Annotated in this window: 1 protein-coding gene; it reads left to right on the top strand. The window is 68.2% G+C overall.

Features of this window, described 5'->3' with window-relative positions; genetic code table 11:
• Window positions 1-1129, top strand: a 1129-nt coding sequence (locus AB0M20_RS45020) for a discoidin domain-containing protein (RefSeq protein ID WP_364307762.1), incomplete at both ends; no start/stop codon positions are given.

Here is a 1129-nt window from a genome sequence, read left to right as displayed (position 1 = left end):
GGCAACACCGGCACCCGCTGGTCGAGCCAGTTCAGCGACCCGCAGTGGATCCAGGTCGACCTCGGCACCAGCACCACCATCTGCCAGGTCGGCCTGCAGTGGGAGGCCGCGTACGGCAAGGCCTTCCAGATCCAGACCAGCGCCAACGGCAGCACCTGGACCACCGCCTACTCCACCACCACGAGCACCGGCGGCAACCAGACGCTGACCGTCGCCGGCACCGGGCGGTACCTCCGCGTCTACGGCACCCAGCGCGGCACCGGCTACGGCTACTCGCTCTGGGAGCTGAGGGTGTTCGCCGAGACCACCGGCGGGCCGACCGACCCGGTCGAGCCGACCGACCCGCGCAACCCGAACTTCGGCCCGAACGTCAACGTCTACGACCCGTCGACGCCGACCTCCACCATCCAGGGCCGGCTCAACCAGCTCTTCACCGCGCAGGAGACCAACCAGTTCGGCCCCGAGCGCTATGCGGTGCTGTTCAAGCCCGGCAGCTACACCGCCGACGTCAACCTCGGCTTCTTCACCCAGGTCGCCGGCCTCGGCATGTCGCCGGACGACGTCAACCTCAACGGCGACGTGCGCGTCGAGGCCTTCTGGATGAACGGCAACGCGACGCAGAACTTCTGGCGTACCGCGGAGAACCTGTCCGTGACGCTGCCGGCCGGAACCACCGTGGAGCGGTATGCGGTCTCCCAGGCCGCGCCCTACCGCCGCATGCATCTGCGGGGCGCGCAGAATCAGATTCAGCTCTGGAACGGCGGGGATGGCTGGTCCAGTGGCGGTCTGATGGCGGACACCAAGGTGGACGGCGCGGTCGTCTCCGGCTCCCAGCAGCAGTGGTACTCGCGCAACAGCGAGTTCGGCAGCTGGAGCGGCTCGGTCTGGAACATGGTGTTCCAGGGCGTGCAGGGCGCACCGCCGAACCACTTCCCGAACCCGTCGCACACCGTCATCAGCACCACCCCGGTGGTACGCGAGAAGCCGTTCCTGTACTTCGCGAACGGTGAGTACCGGGTGTTCGTGCCGGCCCTGCGGCAGAACAGCACGGGTACCAGCTGGTACAACAAGACGCCGGCCGGCACCTCGATCTCGCTGGCCGACTTCTTCATCGTGCGGCCGGGCACCA

It is taken from the genome of Actinoplanes sp. NPDC051633 (assembly GCF_040681735.1).
GTDB lineage: Bacteria > Actinomycetota > Actinomycetes > Mycobacteriales > Micromonosporaceae > Actinoplanes.
Note: the sequence above shows the minus strand (reverse complement) of the source record. Positions and strands in the feature narration are given on the sequence as shown.